Source organism: Vibrio sp. 10N.222.48.A3 (genome assembly GCF_041475345.1).
Classification (GTDB): Bacteria; Pseudomonadota; Gammaproteobacteria; order Enterobacterales; family Vibrionaceae; genus Vibrio; species Vibrio tasmaniensis_A.
The window spans coordinates 1-4,972 of the sequence record NZ_JBFRVX010000473.1; the positions used below are offsets into that span (position 1 = coordinate 1).

At 41.8% G+C, this 4,972-nt stretch carries 3 protein-coding genes and 2 pseudogenes; 3 read left to right on the forward strand and 2 right to left on the reverse strand.

From position 1 onward, the window contains the following. Nucleotides 1-531 precede the first annotated feature (531 nt). Nucleotides 532-962 (forward strand): annotated as a pseudogene (locus AB4653_RS14100) (IS5/IS1182 family transposase); the annotation flags it as partial. A gap of 90 nt (nucleotides 963-1,052) precedes the next feature. Here AB4653_RS14100 and AB4653_RS14105 read toward each other — a convergent pair. Then, a pseudogene (locus AB4653_RS14105) lies at nucleotides 1,053-1,820 on the reverse strand (Rpn family recombination-promoting nuclease/putative transposase); the annotation flags it as partial. 328 nt (nucleotides 1,821-2,148) lie between these two features. Between AB4653_RS14105 and AB4653_RS14110 the strand changes: the two are divergent. Next, complete coding sequence (locus AB4653_RS14110) at nucleotides 2,149-3,276, forward strand: DUF3800 domain-containing protein (protein ID WP_102257498.1); 1,128 nt, start codon at nucleotides 2,149-2,151, stop codon at nucleotides 3,274-3,276. A gap of 37 nt (nucleotides 3,277-3,313) precedes the next feature. Continuing rightward, a complete protein-coding gene (locus AB4653_RS14115; RefSeq protein ID WP_240798320.1) occupies nucleotides 3,314-4,186 on the forward strand; it encodes a bacteriophage abortive infection AbiH family protein in 873 nt (290 codons plus the stop codon). A gap of 220 nt (nucleotides 4,187-4,406) precedes the next feature. Here the strand turns inward: AB4653_RS14115 and radC are convergent, their stop codons facing one another. Further along, the gene (gene radC, locus AB4653_RS14120; protein WP_102257500.1) at nucleotides 4,407-4,892 is read right to left on the reverse strand and encodes a DNA repair protein RadC; all 486 of its coding nucleotides are present in this window, start codon (nucleotides 4,890-4,892) and stop codon (nucleotides 4,407-4,409) included. Nucleotides 4,893-4,972 lie beyond the last annotated feature (80 nt).

Genomic DNA, 4,972 nt, shown 5'->3' on the forward strand with positions numbered 1-4,972 from the left:
GCGAAACGCTGGTCGCTGAACATCGGTTTAGAGAGAGTTGGGGTTGAGTTTTGTTGTGCCATGAGGAGTTTCCTTTTTGTTTGAGTATCACTTTTATGGAGCCGCTTGGCTGTCCAGACCTCAAACAGGGTTCTTCTCTGCAGGGGCGCGAAGCGTTTATTTACCCTTGCAGAGAAGGTTCTGATTGAGGATGGTGAACAGTCTGCGAGCGCCATCCAGTGATGCGAGTCGAAAGGAAAATCGGCACATAAGAAAACAAGCCCTTACTCGAACTTAATTGAAGCCAGTGAAAGGCAATAAGGAGGCACGACGAAGCGCAGCTACGCAGTAGCGGAGGCGTTGGGTGATTGTTCGCAGTAACTTAATGTCACATCGAGCTTGCTCGATAACAGTGCCATAAGTTATCGCGAGAGGAGTGAAGCGACGGAATGAGCCGACCGAAGGGAGAACGCCCAATATTTAAGTTTAATACGTACTTTATAGATTGATTGGCGTTAGAAAAAGAACCGTCCGTACTCAATCTTCAAGGGTAAGTGTTCGAACGCGGTTCAAGTCAAATATCACAATAAATCTAAAGGGCTATTCGCCGTCTAGCCATTAACTCAATTAGCCTCCATCTTTTTGGTCAGGGAGAGTGGAAAGTGAAAAAGCTTGATGCAAAGAAACGCAGAGCATGGCAAAAGCTGCACTTGGCTGTTCATGTCGATACACCCGAAACCATGAGTGCGGAAGTCAGTTTTGTTGTGCCATGAGCCTCTAAAAAAGAAAGGTTGTCCCTCACTGAAACTCACCTCGAAAGAAGGTAATGCTTTGGGAAGAGAGTGGAGCAATAAATGAAGCGGAAAAGGCGCTAACGAGCGGTAAAACGAGTTTGAAATACTACAACGCTCAGATAGGTGAAATGATAGTAAATGTCAAAACTACAAACAAAAATTATAGCTCTGGCTATGCCAGTTAGAAGCCAACGGTTAGCCATAGACGATGTAGCTTTATCTCCAGGCAGATTTTATCAACACCACCACTTTGCCACACAACCCTTTATGCTTGAGCAGCTAATGAGAAAGTTGTGCGAGTTCGTCTGTATTCAATCCCGTGACATCCATAATGGTTTGTTGATCTAGACCATTAAGCAGCATCTTACGCGCCATATCCTTGAGCGCTTCTTGGCGGCCACGTTGCTCGCCTTGTTGGCGCAATTGTTCTGCAATAGTCATAAGTGTTTCCTCGTGTTTCGGTACTGATGAGACCAGTGACGTAATTAACGCTTCTAGGTTACTTGTTTCACCCACTTGGAGTAGGTAGCTCATCAATGACTGTACTTGCTTATCTGTAGTGTAATCGGTGAAGAGCAATGTGACCAGAGGCTCAAGGAAATCCATGATATCGCGATGCCTAGCGTGCTTTTGTACAAGTTCAAGTAACGCGATACGGCGATGTTGCATTATCTCATCATCGGAGATAACAGTGACATCGACCAATGGAAAATCTTGAGTATAGAGAGCCTTAGCCATCTTAGGGTTAGCAAAACCTTTTAACCAATTCATCTCATATGGGTAGGGCGAGACTTGGCCATGGTAAAACTGCAAAGGGATCACCAAGGGTAAATGCTCATGACCCGCTTCAATATGTTGTTGCATGGCAGCGATAGCGTAACGCATCAGTCTGAACGCCATGTGTTTATCTGGCCGACTCTGGTGCTCGATTAACGCATAGACGTACCCTTCCCCCTGAGACGTTTTAAGAGAATAAAGGACATCCGAATAGTAAGGCCGTAAGTTTTCTTCTATAAAGCTGCCTGATTCGAGCTTTAGGGTAGTCAAAACAGTACCATGATAAAAATTCTGCACCATGTTGGTTTCTTTCTACACATCAATTTAGTTCATTTACTCTAAGTAATCTTTGCCCCCTTTCCTTCTTAGAGTAAATAATCATTCATACACTGTTAATGTTAGTTTGCCATACCATAACTAATAACACGGTGCAGGGATAAGAGACTGACTATTTCCGTGATTCTTCCTTGGTACATGTACAAAAGTCACATTGCTTACATATATGATTTGAGTTGCTTATTTAGAGCGAGCAAGATAGACGGAATGTAGAAGCGGAAGTATTCCGTCTAGAAAGCGTTATGTGCTTAGAGGAATAAATATGCATCGATATTACTTGGATGAAAGTGGTAATACTGGCGATTTGATTAAGCCAGAGTTCTCATTGCAGTTTGGTGGTCAACCTTTGTTCGCATTATCGTGTGTTGGAGTTGATGATGAAAAGGCCGTTGCAGATAAATTGTCTGATCTCAAACTGAAATATGGAGTTGAGAATGAACTGAAATCAACCGAAATTTATGCTTATAAGCCTGAGTTTTTCCTTGAACTTGCAAAATATCTTGTTGGAAACAGAGTTCCTATATTTGTAGAGTTAGTTGATAAGAAGTTTTGCATAATTACTAATTTAATCAGCAGCCTGATTATACCTTTCTATGGTGAAATAGATGAAACGAATGGACACAACCAATATGCCCGAAATCATTTAGCAGACTACATGTGGCATGAGCTTCCACTAAAATACTTAGAACTATTTAATAAAGTTTGTCTTCAAAGACAAAGCGTTAAGGTCATTGACTTCCTGAGTGAGTTAAAAGCTTACTTTGACAGCACGAGTTGTAGCATGCTTGAAAAACGAGATGTCAGTCGGTTATTGGCTGCTTCAATAGACGAGTTTCAGTCTTTTTGTCTTGAGTATGGTGATGAAAAGGCTGTTGAAAGTTATCTACCAATCCCTGATATATTAAACAAAAGTAAAAGAAAATCGAAAGCTAAAAAAATAAATATACTGCCGCATGTGCATTCATTTTTTAACATTATTGGTCGCTTGAACAAGTATCATTTGGGAAATGTTGAGAACATAGTTTTGATGCACGATGAACAGCGGGACTTCGATGTTATTTTAGAAAAATCGAAAGAATATATAGTTCAGAATAGTATCTCAAAGAACTCTCCACCGATTCCTAATTCTGATCTAGATGTTCATAGTGACTTTAGGCTTGAATTTGTTAACTCAAACTTGAGTTCAGGAGTTCAAGTGGCAGACTTGATCGCGGGCTTCTATGCGCGATTTATCAATGATACTTTCTATGAAAGAAAGCGAATTGGCAGTGTTTACGTTAATACCTTCAACATACTTGTCGAATATCAAAAACCACTATCACCGTTGGGCGTCAACTTTGTTTTACCGCATCATAAGCAGCAAAGTGTATTTACAGCATTTGGCTTGTAAAGCATATACATATAACAAGACATTAGGGCTATGAGGTATGAGAAAGATGACAACACTTTATATAATTGGTAATGGATTTGATCTTTGGCACGATTTGCCAACAAGTTACAGTCAGTTTTATGAGTTCGCACAAAGTACTCTAGATGAGCTAGAAAATTATTACTCTTTCGACTTACATGATCATGAACCTTGGCATGACTTTGAGAACGCGCTGGGTGCTTTCTGTTGGGAAGACTTCTTTGATTTTCATAATGAAGTCGATATTCAAGCAGAAGACTTTAGGCCTAGTTTTGTTTATGGGTTAGAAGATGAACTTACTGAGCAAACCGATATACATGTTTCTACGGTGAAAGAAACTTTCATTGGGTGGGTTAACCAAATAGATGTAACTCGGGCGAGCGAGAAAATCACGTTTCCTGAAAATGCACATTTTATCACTTTTAACTACACATCAACCCTTCAACTCATCTATGGCATTGAAGATGAAAGCGTGTTCCATATTCATGGGCGTGCTGAGACCAACGATGATTTAATTTTTGGTCATGGAGAAAATATTGTAGAGATACCAGAAGTTGATGAAGACGGAGAGAGCACTCGTTCGATGTTTTCGGATGCTGAAAGTGCTGCTAGGTATCCCCTTCATGCACTTAAAAAGCCAGTTGATGACGTTTTAGAACAGAATAGCAGTTATTTTGAAGAGCTTGGGGACGTTACAGAGGTTGTGATTATTGGCCATTCATTGAACGCAATCGACTTGCCATACTTCCGCCGCATTGCTAATGGTACTGAAGGTGCGCGATGGAAAGTTTGCTGTTATACCGATGAAGAGAGAACAGAGCATGCTCAAGCCCTTATTGGTTGCGGTATTAGCCAAGATCAAATTGAAATCTGTAAGTACGATGAGCTATAGCATTGTTTGAGAACGCACCTAACAAATAAGCTCTGACGAAATTCAATTATATTGGGGGGAGTTTATGTTTCTACTGGACAATGGTTCTCAAGGCTTTTTTCCATACCTCAATTAATCCGTTTATCGCTAATTTAGCGAGTGATATAACACGTTTATGTCCAAAAATGTGTTAAAGGGTAGTCTCCTACCCTGTTTCAATCAGCGGCCATAAGCCGCTTTTTTAAATCCAGCCTCGCTCAGAAAAAGACACCACACACTCAAATGAAACCACAAAGTGGTCCAGTACTCGGATATCAACCAATGCCAACGCATCCGTCAGTTGACGGGTAATGCGTCGGTCAGCTTGACTTGGGGTGGCGTCGCCACTTGGGTGGTTATGATAGAGAATAACCGCACTCGCGTTCGCGGCCAGCGACGCTTTCACGACTTCACGCGGATAGACCGAAGCGGCATTAACGGTACCGTAGAACATCTCTTTGGTGCGCAACACTCGATGTTGATTATCGAGGAAGATAATCCCAAACACTTCAGACTCACAAGCGGCCAAGGACGTTTGACAGAACGATTTCACCAATTCAGGCGAGGTTAATGGCGTTTGTTCTGAGATAAACAGTTTGGATTTGAGAATGCTTGCGGCCTGGTCAAGGATGCCCTTTTCTTCTGATGTGAATAACGAAACATTTGAGTATTGAACAAGTGCTGACATGGTATTTCCTTTCGGTCTTGGTGAGCGTCTGACTGTCCGTACCCAGTTGCAGGTTCTGCAGCGCAAGGGCGCGCAGCGGC

Excerpts from the sequence above, each read along its gene's own strand:
- radC (WP_102257500.1), bottom strand. The coding sequence starts at position 4,892 with ATGTCAGCACTTGTTCAATACTCAAATGTTTCGTTATTCACATCAGAA.
- AB4653_RS14110 (WP_102257498.1), top strand. The coding sequence starts at position 2,149 with ATGCATCGATATTACTTGGATGAAAGTGGTAATACTGGCGATTTGATT.
- AB4653_RS14115 (WP_240798320.1), top strand. The coding sequence starts at position 3,314 with ATGAGAAAGATGACAACACTTTATATAATTGGTAATGGATTTGATCTT.